Origin of the sequence: Streptomyces sp. NBC_01142 (genome assembly GCF_026341125.1) — a bacterium.
Classification (GTDB): domain Bacteria; phylum Actinomycetota; class Actinomycetes; order Streptomycetales; family Streptomycetaceae; genus Streptomyces.
The window spans coordinates 547227-563688 of sequence record NZ_JAPEOR010000002.1 but is presented as its reverse complement, the minus strand read 5'-3'; the positions used below and the strand labels follow the sequence as shown (position 1 = coordinate 563688).

Here is a 16462-nt window from a genome sequence, read left to right as displayed (position 1 = left end):
GTTGGAGGTGGCCTCGTGAGGGTGCCGTTTCCCGTGCGCCACACATCACGCTTTACGTCCCGGCTCCACCCCTGCGCGTCCCCCCGTCCGTGACCGGAGCCAAGCCCACACGCGCCGCACCCCGAGAAGCCGACGCCCGTGGGGGTGGTGCCCCGCGTCCCCCGTCCGTGACCGGGGCCAAGCCCACACGCGCCGCACCCCGGGAAGGGGTGCGATGGGGGAGGCCCTGCACCCCGCCCATAGGGTTGCCCTATGCGAGCTGGCCAGAGCACCCGTACCGTCGCGTTCGTCACCGCTCTCGGTGCGACCCGCGCCGTCTGTGCCGCGCTGCGAAAGCGCGCCCCCGGCGACCCCGAGCGCTGGCAGCGCAAGAACTACGCCGGCCGCACCGTCGACCTCTGCGCCGGGCCCGCCGTCACCGTCGGTGCCGCCCTCGGGGCCCTGCCGGCGCGCAACCGGGGCGCCGCCGCGCTTGCCGTCGTCGTGGCCGGGGCGTGCGGGGCGTACGACGACATCGCCGGGGCCGGTGACCCGCGCCGGGGGTTCCGGGCCCATCTGTCCGCGCTGCGGCAGGGCGAGGTCACCAGCGGCGCCGTCAAGCTGTTCGGCATCGGTGCCGCAGGGCTCGCCGCCGGGGCGCTCCTCAAGGAGCGCCCCGTGGACAAGCTCCTCGCCGGCGTCGTGATCGCCGGCACCGCGCACTTCGTCAACCTCGTGGACGTCGCCCCGGGAAGGGCTGCCCTCGCCGTACTCGGCATCGGCGCTCCCGGGCTCCTGCGCCGCGGGAGCGTCGGCGCGCTCGCTGCGGCTCCCATGGGAGCGGCCGCCGCCGTCGTCACCGAGGATCTGGGCGAGCGCACCATGCTCGGCGACACCGGAGCGCACGCCCTGGGCGCGGCCCTCGGGGCCGCCGTCGTCGCGGGCAACGGCCGCGCCGGACTGGCCCTTCACGCGGCAGGCCTCCTCGTAGCTGCGGTGTACGGAGACAAGATCAGCCGCCTCGCCGGATCACCCGTGTGAGTGAACCCGTGCCCGGAGTCCCGGTCCCGGACACGGGCGCGAGGGCCGGCAGTGCCGGAACGTGCGTACGGACTGGCATCCTTGGCGCGTGACACAGCTGCGTACAGTCCAAGTGCTGGGCGGCGGCAGTGCGGGCAGCAGCGCGCACGTCAGGTCGCTGGCCGGGGGGCTGGTGGCGCGGGGCGTGCGGGTGACGGTGTGCGCGCCCGCCGAGCTGGAGCACGTCTACGACTTCCCGGGTGCCGGGGCGCACTTCGCTCCTGTGCCGCGGCGCAGCGACCCGGCGGCGGTCGGTGCGTTGCGCGCGGCGTGTGCGGGAGCGGATGTGGTGCACGCACACGGACTGCACGCCGCCGTACGGACCGCGCTGGCGCTGAGCGGGCAGCGCGTACCCCTCGTCGTCACCTGGCACTCACGGGCGTACGACGACGGCGCACGCGGGCATGTGCTGCGCCTGCTGGAGCGAAGGGCCGTGCGGGCGGCGTCGGTTGTTCTCGGTACGTGCTCCGAACTGGTCGACCGGGCCCGCGAGCGGGGCGCGCGCGATGCCCGCCTCGCACCGGTGGCGGTGCCCGCGCCGCGCGGCCGGTCCGGCGGTGAGGAGGGCAAGGAACGGGCCGAACTGGGCGCGGTCGAAAGGCCGTTGCTGATGGCCGTCGGCAGCCTCGTCCCGCACCGGGGTTACGGAACGCTGCTCGATGCCGCCCAGCTGTGGGGCGGCCTGGATCCGCTGCCGCTGCTGGTGATCGCCGGCGAGGGACGGGAGAGAGCTGCGCTCCAGCGCCGTATCGAGACGGAGGGGCTGCCGGTGAGGTTGCTGGGGCGCCGGGACGATATCGGCGAGCTGCTCACCGCGGCGGATGTGGCGCTGCTGCCGAGCCGCTGGGAGGCCCGCTCCCTGCTCGCCCAGGAGGCACTGCGGCAGGGCATTCCCCTGATCGCGACAGCGGTCGGCGGCGTGCCGGAACTGGTGGGCGAGGCGGCGGAACTCGTTCCGTACGGCGACGCGGGGGCGCTGGGCGAGGCGGTGGTACGGCTGCTGGGTGACCCGGGGCGGCGGGCGGAACTGGCGGCGGCGGGGCGGGCACAGGCGGCGACGTGGCCGACGGAGGACGAGTCGATTGCGCAGGTGCTGAGCGTGTATGACGAGTTGGTGGCGGAGCGGGCGCGGTGAGGCTGGGGTGTTCCCCCACCCCGCCCCTTCCCGAAACTGGGGGAGCCCCCAGGCCCCCACTACGTGGGGGTGGAAGGTGGACGTGGGGGCTGACGCCCCCACCCCGGGGACGCCGGCTTCGCGGCGCGAGGCGTACGGGGACCCCGACGAGCACCGGCCGCGGCGCGGGGCGTACGGGCACCCCCAAGAGCACCGTCCACGCGACGCCAGGGCTACACCCCCATGAGCACCGTCCACGCGACGCGAGGGGTACACCCCCCAAGAGCACCGTCCATGTGGCGCGACGCGAGAGGCACAAACCCCCACGAGCATCGACCGCAGCGAGAGGCTTACGGCGACACCCCCATGGGCATCGGCTTCTCGGGTGCGGCGCGTGCGGGTTTGGTCCCCGGTCACGGACGGGGGGACGCGCAGGGGTGGAGCCGGGACGTAAAGCGTGATTTGTGGCGCACGGGAAACGGCACCCTCACGAGGCCACCTCCAACGCGCCGTAAATCGTGCAGTCCCGGCGCAACCCCGGAGCGGACCCCAAACCCGCACCCCCCAGGACCGGCCACCCCAAAGACCCCACCCGAGCACTCCAAGACCCCGCACCCCAGGACCGGACACCCCGGAACCCCGCACCCCCAGGACCGGCCACCCCAAGGCACCCGCCCGAGCACCCCAAGACCCCGCACCCCAAGACCCCGCACCCCAGGACCGGACACCCCGGAACCCCGCCCTCACGAAGCGTGGCGGCGGGCTCTGAGGGCCAGGCTCAGGGCCAGGACCGTCTGGGGGTCGTCCAGGTCCGTGCCCAGGAGTTCCGAGATGCGGGCCAGGCGGTTGTACAGCGTCTGCCGGTTCAGGTGGAGCTCGCGTGCCGTCTCCGCCTTGCGGCCCGCGTGGGCCAGATACGTCTCCAGCGTGGGGAGCAACGGCGGGCGGGACGTACGGTCATGGTCCCGCAAGGGCCCGATCGCCCGGTCCACGAACGCCGCCAGGTCCGGGTGCTCCCGCAGCCGCCACAGCAGCAGGTCGATGTCGAGCCGCCGCGCGTCGTACCAGGGGCGGTCGGGCAGCCCCTGCCCCGCCGTCGCCGTTTCGCCCGCGTGCCGCAGCCCCGCGCTCGCCGCCGCCCAGCCGCCCGCGACCCCGACCACCACGACCGGTGGATGCGCGCCCGCGCGCTCGAGGCCGGCCCGCTCCACGCCTGCCCGCAGCGCCGCCGCGACCCGGTCCGCCACCGCCGTGCGTTCGGACTCGGAGCGCAGGCCGAGCAGCAGCGGCACACGGCCTTCCACCGGGCGTACGCCCAGCAGCACCGGCACCCCCACCGAGGACAGCTCCTCGAGCACGGCGCGGGCGAGCACCGCCCAGTTGCCCGAGGGGGACAGCTCGGAGGCGAGGCGCATGACGACCGGCAGCAGCGGGCCGTCACCGGGCTTGAAGCCGAGCACCTTTGCCTGCGCGGGCGCGTCCTCCGCCGCGATCCGGCCCTCCGCCAGATCGGTCAGAAAGTCGCCGCGGCCGCGCGCGGCGAGCTCCTCCTCCTGACGTGCCTGCATCAGGACGACGGCCAGGATGCCCGCGGTACGCTCCGCCGCCATCCGGTGCACCGGCATCGTGGGCGCGGACACGGCCGGCAGTACGAGACGGGCGCGTACGGCACCCGTACCGTGCCCGCCGCCCGGTACGTCCACCATGACGGTGTCCGCCGGCGGTCCGTCCTCGCGTGCCTCGCGCTGCCCGCGCAGTCCTTCCCATACCTGCAGCGGATCGGCGCAGGCGGGTTCCGAGCCGGTGGCGGCGGCGTACAGCAGCTGCCCGTCCGGGGTCTCCAGGAAGACCGGATTGCCGGCGAAGTCGGCGAGGATGTGCAGGACTTGGGGGATGCCGCCACCGCCCAGCAGGGCCTCCGTGCACCGCCGGTGGACCTCCTCGGCCCGCTGCAGCAGGGCGTAGTGCCCATTGACGATCTCGGTGTGGACCTCTTCGGTCACCGTCACGAAGGGCACCTCGCGGTGCAGCTGTACGAGCGGCAGCCCGGCGGCCCGCGCTGTCTCCACCAGCGTCGCGGGCAGTCGGCTGAAGCGCGGCCCCAGCTCCACCACCAGCGCGGCGATCCCGCGGTCCGCGAGCCTGCGGACGAACTCACGCTGGTCGGCGGGCCGGGTGCCCAGTCCCAGCCCGGTGGTGAGCAGCAGCTCGCCGCCTTTGAGCAGTGACGCGATGTTCGGGACCTCGCCGGCATGCACCCAGCGGACCGTGCGGTTCAGCCGGTCGCCCGCCGCCACGACCTCCGGCAGCCCGCTGCGCAGCCCGGGCAGCTCAAGTGCCCGCTGCACGGTGATCCCGCCCTGTGTGTCCAAGGGATTCGCCTCGTGATGTGTCGCGCCGGTCGGTACGCCGGCCTGCCTCCCGGCCCGGGGTCCGGGGGGCGTCCCCCGAACAGGCACAGCCATGGCTCGGGACGCTACCTGGGCGAATGTCCCATGAACAACCTCAGGCGGGCCTGACATTGTGGTTGACGTGGAACACATTGTCGGGGTCGTACCGGCGCTTGATGACGGAGAGGCGTTCGTAGTTGCCTTCGCCGAACCCCGCGACGACCCGTTCCTTGCCTTCTTGCCCGATGAAGTTCAGATAGACGGCACCGCCGGCCCAGGGCTGTACCTTGGCGCGGACATCGCGTACCCACTGCTTGCCCCGCTCGTCGTCGGCCGGGTTCTCCCAGATGCCGAAGGGGTGGGCGACCCACGGGTACCCGCGCCAGGGCACCGGGTACTCGGACGGGCCGTTCGTCACCGCGCCGCCCAGCGGGAACAGCACATGCTGGGAGCCGGAGGGCACGATCATGGTGGAAGCGGCGGAGCAGTAGGCGTCGACGGCCTCGTCGGGGAACGTGCCGAGATACTCCGCGGACCAGTAGTTCCGCAGGCCGGGCGGGTCGTCGAGCATGCACTGCAGATCGGCGTAGGGCAGCTCGGTGATCATCTCTGCGTCGTGGCCGAGCCCCATCAGCGGCTCGGCGACCTTCCGGGCCTGCGATTCCGTGCCCGTGTACGTGACCAGAACTGCGCAGACGAGCTTGTCGACCAGATACTCGGGGACGAAGTCCTCGGGCGGCCCGGTGAGGTGGATGCAACCTCCGCCCACCTCGGCCGGTGCGGAATCCATGAAATCGCGGTACGCACGGAGGACTTCGGGCCCGGACTCGGGCCGGAACAGCAGCATGATCACGCTCATCGCGGGCAGTTCATGCAGCTGCAGAGTGACCGAGGTGGCCACGCCGAAGTTGCCGCCCCCGCCGTGCAGTGCCCAGAACAGATCCTGGTTCTCGTCCTCGCTGGCGTGGACCGTGCTGCCGTCGGCGGTGACCAGTTCTACGGCGATCATGTTGTCGCAGGCCAGCCCGAACTTGCGCTCCAGCCAGCCCGATCCGCCGCCCAGCGTGAACCCGCCCACCCCGGTGGTGGACGCACGTCCGCCGGTGGTCGCCAGGTCGTAGGGCTGGGTGGCCCGGTCCAGATGACTCATGGTGGCGCCGCCGCCGATACGTGCCGCGCGGGCACCGGGATCGACGGTCACGGTGTGCATACGGCGCAGGTCCACGACGATGCCGCCGTCGCTGAGGGCCATGCCCGCGACGCTGTGTCCGCCGCCACGGACGGCGATCTCCAGATCGTGCTCCCGCCCGAAACGGATCGCCCTGGCCACATCGGCCTCGGACTCGCACTGGGCGATGACCGCGGGACGCCGATCGATCATGCTGTTGAAGATGGTGCGCGCCTCGTCGTAGCCCGCGTCACCGGAGACGATGACTTCGCCGGTCAGATGGTGGCGGAGGTCGGCCAGAGCCGTGTTCGCCATGTCTTGGGGCGCCATGATGCCCCCTTCCGAGGGCGCGACAGGACCTTCTCATCGTAATTCGAACAGTCCTGGCGCGCCGTGCGGCGTCAGCCCCCGTGAGCCCCCGCCGGCCGTCAGCCCCCGTATGCCCCGCTGGCCGTCAGCCGCAGCGCCGTGTCGATCAGCGGAACATGGCTGAAGGCCTGCGGGAAGTTCCCCACCTGCCGCTGCAGCCGCGGATCCCACTCCTCTGCCAGCAGCCCCAGGTCGTTCCGCAGCGCCAGCAGCTTCTCGAAGAGCTTGCGCGCCTCGTCCACCCGCCCGATCATCGCCAGATCGTCCGCGAGCCAGAACGAGCACGCCAGGAACGCACCCTCGTCGCCCTCGAGACCGTCGACGCCCGCGTCCTCGCCCGCGGTGGGATAGCGCAGGACGAACCCGTCCTCCGTGGACAGCTCCCGCTGGATCGCCTCGATCGTGCCGATGACCCGCTTGTCGTCCGGCGGCAGGAAGCCCATCTGCGGAATCAGCAGCAGAGAGGCGTCCAGTTCCTTGGAGCCGTACGACTGCGTGAAGGTGTTGCGTTCCTTGTCGTACCCCTTCTCGCACACATCGCGGTGGATGTCGTCGCGCAGCTCGCGCCAGCGCTGCAGTGGCCCGTCCGCGTCGCCGGACTCGATCAGCTTGATCGTGCGGTCGACCGCGACCCACGCCATCACCTTGGAGTGCACAAAGTGCCGGCGCGGCCCACGGACCTCCCAGATGCCCTCGTCCGGCTGGTCCCAGTGCGTCTCGAGATAGCGGATCAGCTTGAGCTGCAGCAGCGAGGCGTAGTCGCTGCGCGCGAGCCCGGTCATATGGGCCAGATGCAGGGCCTCGGTGACCTCGCCGTACACATCCAGCTGGAGCTGGTGCGCGGCGCCGTTCCCGACCCGTACCGGAGTCGAGTTCTCATAGCCGGGCAGCCAGTCCAACTCGGCCTCGCCCAGCTCTCGTTCGCCCGCGATCCCATACATGATCTGCAGGTTCTCCGGGTCGCCGGCGACCGCGCGCAGCAGCCATTCGCGCCAGGCGCGGGCCTCCTCGCGGTAGCCGGTGCGCAGCAGTGAGGAGAGGGTGATCGCCGCGTCGCGCAGCCAGGTGTAGCGGTAGTCCCAGTTCCGTACGCCCCCGATCTCCTCCGGCAGCGATGTCGTCGGCGCGGCGACGATCCCGCCCGTCGGGGCGTACGTCAGCGCCTTCAGCGTGATCAGTGAGCGGACCACGGCCTCGCGGTAGGGCCCGTGGTACGTGCAGTGCTCGACCCACTCCCGCCAGAAGTCCGCGGTCGCCTCCAGCGAGCCCTCGGGGTCGGGCAGCGCGGGCGGCTGATGGTGCGAGGGCTGCCAGCTGATCGTGAAGGCGATCCGCTCGCCCGGAGAGACGGTGAAGTCGGAGTACGTGGTGAGGTCCTTGCCGTACGTCTCCGTGGAGGTGTCGAGCCACACCGAGTCGGGGCCGGCGACGGCGACCGTGCGCCCGTCGACCTTGTGGACCCAGGGGACCACACGCCCGTAGCTGAAACGCATCCGCAGCGCCGAGCGCATCGGCACGCGCCCGCTCACGCCCTCCACGATCCGGATCAGCTGCGGCGCGCCGTCGCGCGGCGGCATGAAGTCCGTGACCCGGACCGTGCCGCGCGGCGTGTCCCACTCCGATTCCAGGATCAGGGAGTCCCCGCGATAGCGGCGCCGGTCGGCGGCCGGCGGCTTCGACTCCGCGGCGTGCGCCGGGCCCAGTCTCCAGAAACCGTGTTCCTCGGTGCCGAGCAGGCCGGCGAAGATGGCGTGCGAGTCGAAGCGCGGTAGGCACAGCCAGTCCGCCGTGCCGTCCCGGCAGACCAGGGCAGCGGTCTGCATGTCTCCGATGAGTGCGTAATCCTCGATGCGCCCGGCCACGTGCATCTCCAGTCGAACGGCCATGTCCGCCCCTCGGGGCGCTTACTGCGGTCAAGGGTCGTTGACGAGCGCGTGTTCTGGCCAACGGACCGGGGTGATGCCCATCGCCGTCCCGCCCGTCCGCCCACCACCACCCTGCTTGTGCGCTCGGCGCGCCTTCTACATCGCTCGGCAGCGAGTGCCCGAGCAGGATACGACGCACCTTGATGATCTGCGCGGCGGTCCCGGCAACGCGGATGCTCCGAACGGGTGGGCCACGGGTGAGTCCCTGGTGAACAGCGTGCGCAAGGGGCAGTGCGTGGCCGGAAGCGGTCACCCGCTGTCGCTGATACCCTGGTACCCCGTGGACCGGTGGCCAGTCTGCGTCAGAACAGGGGCCCCGAAACCGCAGCGACGGCACCTCCCGAGATCTCGGGAAGGCAGCCGGTACGCACCTCACCTCGCGACCACGGGAGCCCCCTCTTGGCGATGCCGACTCGATCCTCGACATCCGTGACGACCAAGCACATCTTCGTCACCGGGGGTGTCGCCTCCTCTCTCGGCAAGGGCCTCACGGCTTCCAGCCTGGGCGCGCTGCTCAAGGCGCGGGGTCTGCGGGTCACCATGCAGAAGCTCGACCCGTACCTCAACGTCGACCCCGGCACGATGAACCCCTTCCAGCACGGTGAGGTGTTCGTCACCAACGACGGCGCCGAGACCGACCTGGACATCGGTCACTACGAGCGCTTCCTCGACGTCGACCTCGACGGCTCGGCCAACGTCACCACCGGTCAGGTGTACTCGCAGGTCATCGCCAAGGAGCGGCGCGGCGAGTACCTGGGCGACACGGTCCAGGTCATCCCGCACATCACCAACGAGATCAAGCACCGCATCCGGCGCATGGCGACCGACGACGTCGATGTCGTCATCACCGAGGTCGGCGGCACGGTCGGCGACATCGAGTCGCTGCCGTTCCTGGAGACCGTCCGCCAGGTCCGCCACGAGGTCGGCCGCGACAATGTCTTTGTCGTGCACATCTCGCTGCTGCCCTACATCGGCCCGTCCGGGGAGCTGAAGACCAAGCCGACCCAGCACTCGGTCGCGGCCCTGCGGAACATCGGTATCCAGCCGGACGCGATCGTGCTCCGCGCCGACCGTGAGGTGCCGACCGCGATCAAGCGCAAGATCTCGCTGATGTGCGACGTCGACGAGGCCGCGGTCGTGGCCGCCATCGACGCCAAGTCGATCTACGACATCCCCAAGGTCCTGCACACCGAGGGCCTGGACGCCTATGTCGTACGCAAGCTTGACCTGCCGTTCCGCGATGTCGACTGGACCACGTGGGACGACCTGCTGGACCGCGTCCACAACCCCGACCACGAGGTCAATGTCGCGCTGGTCGGCAAGTACATCGACCTGCCCGACGCGTATCTCTCGGTGATCGAGGCGCTGCGCGCCGGAGGCTTCGCCAACAGGGCCCGCGTCAAGGTCAAGTGGGTCACCTCGGACGACTGCAAGTCCCCGGCCGACGCCGCGAAGCAGCTCGGCGACGTCGACGCGATCTGCATCCCCGGCGGCTTCGGCGACCGCGGTGTCAGCGGCAAGGTAGGCGCGATCCAGTACGCCCGCGAGAACAAGATCCCGCTGCTCGGCCTCTGTCTGGGCCTGCAGTGCATCGTGATCGAGGCCGCGCGGAACCTGGCCGAGATCCCGGACGCCAACTCCACCGAGTTCGACGCCGCCACCGCCCACCCGGTGATTTCCACCATGGAGGAGCAGCTGGCGTATGTGGAAGGCGCGGGGGACCTGGGCGGCACCATGCGGCTGGGTCTCTACCCGGCGAAGCTCGCCGAGGGCTCCATCGTGCGCGAGGTCTACGGCGACCAGCCGTACATCGAGGAGCGCCACCGCCACCGCTACGAGGTGAACAACTCCTACCGCGCGGAGCTGGAGAAGAAGGCGGGCATCGTCTTCTCGGGCACGTCCCCCGACAACAAGCTCGTCGAGTACGTCGAGTACCCGCGCGAGGTGCACCCCTACCTGGTCGCCACCCAGTCGCACCCGGAGCTGCGCTCCCGCCCGACCCGTCCGCACCCGCTCTTCGCCGGCCTGGTCAAGGCCGCGGTGGAGCGCAAGACGGGCAAGTAACGACAGGCGATACGGTTGCCGGGGTACGGGTTCTTCGGGACGCGTACCCCGGTTTCTGTTGTGTGTGGTGGGAGGACGTTTTCATGGCCATCAAGGACACGCCCGAGGAGTGGCGGGTCACCGCGACCGCGACACCTTTCCAGGGCAACAAGACCAGTGTCCGCACGGACGAGGTGGTCATGCCCGACGGCACGGTGGTGAGCCGCGACTATCAGGTGCACCCCGGTTCCGTGGCGATCCTCGCGCTCGACGAGGCGGGCCGTGTTCTGGTGCTGCGCCAGTACCGCCACCCCGTGCGCCACAAGCTCTGGGAGATCCCGGCCGGCCTGCTCGATGTGCCGGGGGAGAACCCGCTGCACGCCGCGCAGCGCGAGCTGTACGAGGAGGCGCACGTCAAGGCCGAGGACTGGCGGGTCCTCGCTGACGTCTACACCACCCCCGGCGGGTGCGACGAGGCCGTACGCATCTTCCTCGCGCGCGATCTGTCGGAGGCCGAGGGCGAGCGCTTCGAAGTCTCCGAGGAGGAGGCGGACATGGAGCTGGCGAGGGTTCCGCTCGAGGAGCTCGTACGTGGTGTGATCGCGGGTGATCTGCACAACAACTGCCTGGTCGTGGGTGTGCTCTCGGCCACCGCGGCGCTCGCGGGCGACGGCTTCGACGCGCTGCGTCCGGCCGAGGCACCGTGGCCCGCCCGCCCGTTCGACGCCTGAGCGGGATCCCGGCCGGGCGCGGCCGTGGCACGGCCGGGATCCGAGCGGGCCGGACGGGTTCGAGCGGCGGCCCGTGCGGGGCCGGTGCGGGGCCGATCGGGGGTTAGTCCGACGATCTGCTGATCCGATCGGGGGATGCCCCGCCACGCGTCAACGGGATCGTTGCAGAGCGTGAACTACGCTCGGAACGCCCGTGCGGAGACCCGACGGGCTCGGCTCGTGCGCGGACGGACGGGAGCGTGGCCCGTGACGGATCAGGCGGTGGATTCGGGCGGCCCTGCCCGGGCGTCGAATGACCGGTTCTTCGGGCGGCAGCGGGAGTTGAAGGCGCTTCAGGCCGACATCGAGCGGGCCGGTCTGGACACCCTCGCCGGCCGCAAGGCCCCCCGCGCCCGGGTCCTCCTGATCGCCGGGCGGCCCGGCTCCGGCCGCACCGCACTCGCCGGGGAACTGGTCCGCCGGCTCGCCGGTGACTACCCCGACGGAGTGCTGCGGGTCCGGCTGAGCGAGCCCGGCGGCCGGCCGGTCCCGATGGACCGGGCGGCCCGTGAACTGCTCGACTCCCTCGAGATCCCGTCGCCGCCCGGAGCCGGCGAGGACGAGCTGACCGCGATGGTGCGCGAGGCGCTCGCCGAACGCCGGATGCTGCTGTTCCTCGACGACGCCGGTGACGCCGGGCAGGTCGACCCGCTGCTGCCCGACAACCCCGACTGTCTGGCCGTGGCCGTGGCCGAGGGCCCGCTCACCGGGATTCCCGACGTACGGCCGTGCACGCTCGGCGGCATGGACGCGAAGTCCGCGATCGAGCTGCTCGGCACCTTCACCGGATCCGTCCGCATCACCGTGGATCCGCAGGCCGCCGAGTCCATCGCGGAGGAGTGCGGCGGCCTGCCCGCCGCACTGATCCTGGTCGGTGGCTGGCTTGCCGACCGGCCGAGGTCGTCCGTCGCCGATGTGGCCAAGCGGCTGCGGGCACTGCCCGACGACGGGGAGCAGCCCAAGAGCGCCAGACCGCTGGCCCGCGCCTTCCGGCTGGTATACGAATCCCTCCCGCAGCCGGCCGCCCGGACGCTGCGACTGCTGGCCCTCGCGCCCGCCGGTATCGCGGACGCGCACACCGCGTCCGCGCTGGCCGGCTGTTCGGTCTCGGCCGCCGAATCGACGCTCCGCGACCTCGCCGCCTTCGGTCTCCTGCACCCCGACGGTGCCCAGTTCGCGGTGCCCGGCGCCCTCCTTCCGCTGATCCGTGCCCTGATGGAGGCGCATGACCGGCCGGCCGAGGTGCAGCTGGCCCGGGCGCGGATGCTGGAGCGGACCGTACGACAGCTTCAGTCGTGCTGGGCGATCACCGAACCGGACGGCTCCCCGCCCCGCAAGAAGCTGGCCGGTCTGCCGCGCGCCCTGCGCTTTTCCACCGTGCCGGCCGCGGCCGAGTGGCTGCGGATCAGGCAGCCCGCGCTGCTGGCGTCCGCGCGGCTCGCGGTCGACGACGGTGAGCTGGACACCCTGGCGCGCCGGCTGGTCGCCGCCCTGGTCAGGGCGCTGGCCGCGCACCGGGGCACCGAGGACGCGGCCCCCGAGCTCTATGGGCTGCACCAGCTGGTGCTCGATGTCGCCGAGCGGCGCGGGCTGTACCGGGAGCAGGCCGCCGCCCTGCTGAATCTCGCGGATCTGGATGCGCAGACCGGCCGCAGTGAGGATGCGCTGGCCCGGTACCGGGCCGCTCTGGACGCGGGACGGGCCGCGAGCGATCCCTATGCGACCGGCCGTGCGATGGAATCCGTAGGCGGCGCCTACCAGGATCTGGGGGACTGGCAGCGGGCCGCCGACTGGTACGGGCGGGCGCTCGCCCAGCGGCAGATGCGCGGCGAACGGGCGGACGAGGCTCGGCTGCACGGCCGCCTCGGCACCGCGCACACCTACGCGGGGAGGTACGGCGAGGCACTGCGCAGCTGGCGTGCCGCGGTCGCCGGGTATCGCAGGATCCGCGATCTCCCGTCCCAGGCGCGGGCGTTGAGCGAGACCGCCCGCGTACAGGAATACGCGGGCCGGCCGGAGGAATCACTGCGCACATGCCAGGAGGCGGTGGAGTTGGCGCGGCGTGCGGGAGACGCCCGGTTGCAGGCAGCGCTGCAGCTCAGGCTGGCCGACACCCTTGACCGGCTCGGCGACCCGGCGGCCGCCCGACTGCACCGCGGCGCCGCGGAGAGACTACTGGGAGAGGAGGGTTTTGCCTGCGAAATCCGCAGTGCTTCGTCAAAAGATTAATGCTTTGTAAGGCTAGACAGCGAGAAGTCCTTCATTAGACTGGCTCCGCCATGTGTTCCCGAGGTGTGTTCCGGTACGCCGCGCGTATCCGGGTATGTATGGCAATGCCCCCTATATCCCCTGAGCCAAGGACCGTGATCGACGTGAAGGTCGGCATCCCCCGCGAGGTCAAGAACAACGAGTTCCGGGTGGCCATCACCCCCGCTGGCGTCCACGAGCTCGTGCGCCACGGCCACCAGGTCTTCATCGAGCAGAACGCCGGTGTCGGCTCCTCGATCACGGATGACGAGTTCGTCGCCGCCGGTGCGCAGATCCTGCCCACCGCCGACGAGGTCTGGGCCACCGCCGACCTGGTGCTGAAGGTCAAGGAGCCCATCGCCGAGGAGTACCACCGCCTCCGTAAGGGCCAGACGCTCTTCACCTACCTGCACCTCGCCGCGTCCCGCGAGTGCACGGACGCCCTGCTGGAGTCCGGCACCACCGCCATCGCGTACGAGACGGTGGAGACCGCGAACCGCGCGCTGCCGCTGCTCGCCCCGATGTCCGAGGTCGCGGGCCGGCTGGCCCCGCAGGTCGGCGCGTACCACCTGATGGCTTCGGTCGGCGGCCGTGGTGTGCTGCCGGGCGGCGTCCCGGGCACGTCGGCCGGCGAGGCCGTTGTCATCGGCGGCGGCGTCTCCGGCTGGAACGCCACCCAGATCGCCGTCGGCATGGGCTTCCACGTGACCCTGCTCGACCGTGACATCAACAAGCTGCGCGAGGCCGACAAGATCTTCGGCACCAAGGTGAAGACGATCGTCTCCAACACCTTCGAGCTGGAGAAGGCCGTCACCGAGGCGGACCTCGTCATCGGTGCCGTGCTCATCCCGGGCGCCAAGGCCCCGAAGCTGGTCACCAACGAGCTCGTCGCCAAGATGAAGCCCGGAAGTGTACTTGTCGACATTGCGATCGATCAGGGTGGCTGCTTCGAGGACTCGCGTCCGACCACCCACGCCGAGCCGACCTTCCCGGTCCACAACTCGGTCTTCTACTGCGTCGCCAACATGCCGGGCGCGGTGCCGAACACCTCCACCTACGCGCTCACCAACGCGACGCTGCCGTACATCGTGTCGCTGGCCAACAACGGCTGGGTCGAGGCGCTGCGCCGGGACCCGGCGCTCGCGCTGGGTCTCAACACCCATGACGGCCAAGTCGTTTACCGTGAGGTCGCCGAGGCCCACGGTCTGGAGAGCGTTGAACTGAGCACGCTTCTCGGCTGACACGTCAACACGCGTCGTCAACCTCACGCATGCGGCCGGACCTTGCCGAGCAAGGTCCGGCCGCATGCGTATCCGACCGGTTTGCGAGACTCGCTCAACTCGCCGTGAACGTAACCCTTCAACCGTTTCGCACACCTGTGAAACATGCGGGCCGCGTCACGCCACGACCCCTGTGCACCCTTGACAGAGGGGTGTTCGGTTGCCGACACATCCGGCCGGGTCCGGCGGATTGTGTTGCTGCGGACCGGTGACACGCCATAGAGTCGCCAACCGTCGGCATGATGCCACGCTGACCTATCGATAAGTTTCCTGGTCACATCCAAGGAGGTAAGACGACTTGTGAATGAGTCGACATTTACTCCCGGGGGTGGTCAACCAGGTATGCCTGCGAGGGGCCGGGTCCCGTCAACTGAACAGCCCCGACTCGAGGCTGTCGGCTCCGTCGCTGTCCGAACCCTTGCGACACACCAGCACACGACGCATATGACGACAGCCCACACGATGAAGATGATGGACGGCCTACACGTGAACGCCACGGCCGGCAACGAGAGTGGCCGAGAGTCCACCCACTTCGCCGCCTACGAGGAAGTCCCCGAAGGGCACTTCTACGACCCCGACGCCGAGTACGAGCCCGATCCCGAGTACGCGGCCACCCTCGCGCCCGACGCTGCCCGTCAGCGCCGCGAGCGGGTCGGCCCGACGGGGCGGCCGCTGCCGTACTTCCCGATCCCGGGCCCGCTGACCGACCACGGCCCCGCGAAGATCATCGCGATGTGCAACCAGAAGGGTGGCGTCGGCAAGACGACGTCGACCATCAACCTGGGTGCCGCGCTCGCGGAGTACGGACGGCGTGTGCTGCTCGTCGACTTCGACCCGCAGGGAGCCCTGTCGGTCGGCCTCGGCGTCAACCCGATGGAGCTGGACCTCACCGTCTACAACCTGCTCATGGAGCGGGGCATGGCGGCGGACGAGGTACTGCTGAAGACCGCCGTGCCCAACATGGACCTGCTGCCGAGCAATATCGACCTCTCGGCCGCTGAAGTGCAGCTGGTCAGCGAGGTCGCGCGCGAGTCCACGCTGCAGCGCGCGCTGAAGCCGCTGATGTCGGACTACGACTACATCGTGATCGACTGTCAGCCGTCGCTGGGCCTGCTCACGGTGAACGCGCTGACCGCCGCGCACAAGGTGATAGTGCCGCTCGAGTGCGAGTTCTTCGCACTCCGTGGCGTGGCGCTGCTCACGGAGACGATCGAGAAGGTCCAGGAGAGACTCAACCCCGACCTGGAGCTCGACGGCATCCTCGCCACGATGTACGACTCGCGGACCGTGCACAGCCGTGAGGTGCTGGCGCGCGTGGTCGAGGCGTTCGACGATCACGTCTACCACACGGTGATCGGGCGTACGGTGCGCTTCCCGGAGACCACGGTCGCCGGCGAGCCCATCACCACGTACGCCTCGAACTCGGTGGGCGCCGCCGCGTACCGTCAGCTCGCCAGGGAGGTGCTCGCCCGTTGTCACGCCGAGTGAGTCTGCCCGGGGCCGACGAGCTGTTCCGTACGACCGGGGGCATGGCGCTGCAGTCGTCCTCCCCGCGGCGGCAGGCGAACGGCGAGCCGCGGGTGCCCGCGCCGGCCGGGGAGAGCGACCCGCTGGCGGAGGGCGCGGCCGACCCGTCGACGACTTCGTCCGCCCCGGCGTCCTCGTCGTCCTCGGAGGAGCACTCCGCCGCGGACGCGGACGCTGCCGAATCGCGCAGCCGGGGGGCGGAGGCCGGTCAGGGCGCGGCCAAGGCCCGCCGCCCGCAGGAGGCGGGCGGGGCTGCCGGAGCCGCCGCTGTGGCGCCCGCGGGGCAGACGCGCCGCAGGGGGCGCGGTGCGAACCGCCGGCCCAGCGGCCGGGAACGGCACGACGAGAAGATCACGGTCTATGTCTCGGCCGAGGAACTGATGGACCTCGAGCATGCGCGGCTGGTGCTGCGCGGCGAGCACGGGCTGGCGGTCGACCGCGGGCGGATAGTCCGCGAGGCGGTCGCGGTCGTGCTGGCGGACCTTGAGCAGCGGGGCGACGCGAGCATTCTCGTACGACGTCTGCGCGGGCGCTGACGGTAGCCTGCGCGCTGCCCCGCCTGCTCCTTTT

The 16462-nt window shown here is 71.0% G+C and carries 11 protein-coding genes; 8 read left to right on the top strand and 3 right to left on the bottom strand.

Annotated elements, in window-relative coordinates; all coding sequences use genetic code 11:
- Positions 1–252: 252 nt before the first annotated feature.
- Together OG883_RS19950 and OG883_RS19945 are read left to right on the top strand one after the other, a co-directional pair.
- A complete protein-coding gene (locus tag OG883_RS19950; protein ID WP_266542769.1) occupies positions 253–1020 on the top strand; it encodes a hypothetical protein in 768 nt (255 codons plus the stop codon).
- Between the two features lie 88 nt (positions 1021–1108).
- Positions 1109–2194 (top strand): glycosyltransferase family 4 protein, encoded by a 1086-nt coding sequence (locus OG883_RS19945; protein ID WP_266542767.1) that lies wholly within the window; start codon positions 1109–1111, stop codon positions 2192–2194.
- 722 nt (positions 2195–2916) lie between these two features.
- Here OG883_RS19945 and OG883_RS19940 read toward each other — a convergent pair.
- From OG883_RS19940 to OG883_RS19930, 3 genes are all read right to left on the bottom strand, one after another.
- Complete coding sequence (locus OG883_RS19940) at positions 2917–4545, bottom strand: PucR family transcriptional regulator (protein WP_266542765.1); 1629 nt, start codon at positions 4543–4545, stop codon at positions 2917–2919.
- Positions 4546–4678: 133 nt separating this feature from the next.
- Complete coding sequence (locus OG883_RS19935) at positions 4679–6061, bottom strand: FAD-binding oxidoreductase (protein ID WP_266542763.1); 1383 nt, start codon at positions 6059–6061, stop codon at positions 4679–4681.
- A gap of 98 nt (positions 6062–6159) precedes the next feature.
- Positions 6160–7962, bottom strand: coding sequence for a glycoside hydrolase family 15 protein (locus OG883_RS19930; RefSeq protein WP_266549246.1), 1803 nt, complete (start codon positions 7960–7962; stop codon positions 6160–6162).
- A gap of 468 nt (positions 7963–8430) precedes the next feature.
- Here OG883_RS19930 and OG883_RS19925 point away from each other — a divergent pair, with 468 nt between their 5' ends.
- From OG883_RS19925 to OG883_RS19900, 6 genes are all read left to right on the top strand, one after another.
- Positions 8431–10089, top strand: a complete 1659-nt coding sequence (locus OG883_RS19925) for a CTP synthase (protein ID WP_266542757.1) — start codon at positions 8431–8433, stop codon at positions 10087–10089.
- A gap of 83 nt (positions 10090–10172) precedes the next feature.
- Positions 10173–10799, top strand: coding sequence for an NUDIX hydrolase (locus OG883_RS19920; protein ID WP_266542755.1), 627 nt, complete (start codon positions 10173–10175; stop codon positions 10797–10799).
- A gap of 246 nt (positions 10800–11045) precedes the next feature.
- A complete protein-coding gene (locus OG883_RS19915) occupies positions 11046–13067 on the top strand; it encodes a tetratricopeptide repeat protein (RefSeq protein WP_266542753.1) in 2022 nt (673 codons plus the stop codon).
- Between the two features lie 143 nt (positions 13068–13210).
- Positions 13211–14326 (top strand): alanine dehydrogenase, encoded by a 1116-nt coding sequence (gene ald / locus OG883_RS19910; protein ID WP_266549243.1) that lies wholly within the window; start codon positions 13211–13213, stop codon positions 14324–14326.
- A 381-nt stretch (positions 14327–14707) separates the two neighbouring features.
- A complete protein-coding gene (locus OG883_RS19905; RefSeq protein WP_266542751.1) occupies positions 14708–15853 on the top strand; it encodes a ParA family protein in 1146 nt (381 codons plus the stop codon).
- Positions 15850–16428 carry a hypothetical protein gene (locus OG883_RS19900; protein WP_266549240.1) on the top strand — a complete coding sequence of 193 codons (579 nt, stop codon included), beginning with the start codon at positions 15850–15852 and terminating at the stop codon, positions 16426–16428. The genes OG883_RS19905 and OG883_RS19900 overlap by 4 nt, the downstream gene beginning before the upstream one ends.
- Positions 16429–16462 lie beyond the last annotated feature (34 nt).